The organism is Nonomuraea sp. NPDC049400, assembly GCF_044466425.1.
In the GTDB taxonomy this organism is placed as follows: Bacteria; Actinomycetota; Actinomycetes; order Streptosporangiales; family Streptosporangiaceae; genus Nonomuraea.
The window spans coordinates 1-1,023 of record NZ_JBITMP010000173.1; the positions used below are offsets into that span (position 1 = coordinate 1).

A 1,023-nucleotide genomic window follows, 5' to 3' on the forward strand; every position below is an offset into this window, starting at 1 on the left:
GCCGTCCTCGTCCGCCTCCCCTGAGCGTGTCGCACCGAAAACCCAGCTGTCGGTGCCCAGCCTCTATGACACCTCCCGCGGCTGGGAGTCAGATCTGCCGGGGGACCAGCTCACCCTGCCGCACTCCGGGGCGGTCGCCGTCTTCGGGCAGGGCGGCAAGAACGACGGCACCATCACCGTGCTCGATGTGACCAGCGGCCAAACCCTGTGGAAGACCGAGGTGAAGGGCCCCGGCCTGATGTCAGCGTTCTCGGTCACCGTGCAGGGAAAGGACTACCTGGTCGCCTCCGCGTCCGGCTTTCAGGGCGCCGACGTGGTCAGCAAGGGTCGGCAGGTCACGACGATCGACATCTTCCCCGCCCGTGCCGTCGGAGACGGAGTCAAGCCGGCTCACCATCTCGAACTGGACGGCGAGGGTGCGGTCATCAACGGCGGTGGCGGACTGCTGGTGCAGCAGGACAACGACGTGGTGGTGACCGTGGATCCGGCCACAGGCGCGACGAAGACGTACGACCTGAGGAAGATGAAACCTCCAGCCAGCGAGTGCAAGCTGTGTTTCGCGTCGACCAAGGCCGTAGCGGTCACTCCCCGCGGGCCGCTGCTGTCTACCAACACCCAGCCCCGCCGTCACTACTGGGTGCCGGGAGCCTGGTCAGGCGGGACTCTCACCACCGACGCCGATCACAAGATCTTCATCGCGCCGGTCAGGGACTCCCTCGTCGCGCAGTGGCGCGACGAAGGCGCGGCCAACGACACGTGGGCCGTTCTGGACCCCGCCACGGGAAAGGTCCGCGCCAAAGTCGACTGTGCGCCGGATCAGCCCGTGACGGCCGACGACTCCAAGGGAGCCTCCCTGTCCGCTGACGGACGCTATCTCGTCCGCAGCCACACGGCCTTCGACTTGGACGAAGGCACCGGCCACTGCTTCGAGGAGACCGACCAGGACAAGCCGGTCCATCTGACCGGTGTGACCGATGACGGCGTCGCCTTCGGTATCGGCGCCTCGACTGCCGACCAGGCCGA

Annotated in this window: 1 protein-coding gene; it reads left to right on the top strand. The window is 67.4% G+C overall.

Translation table 11 applies throughout. The features are described 5' to 3' along the window. Window positions 1–52: 52 nt before the first annotated feature. On the top strand, window positions 53–1,023 hold a 971-nt coding region (locus ACIBVN_RS60955; RefSeq protein ID WP_397152066.1), incomplete at its 3' end, for a hypothetical protein.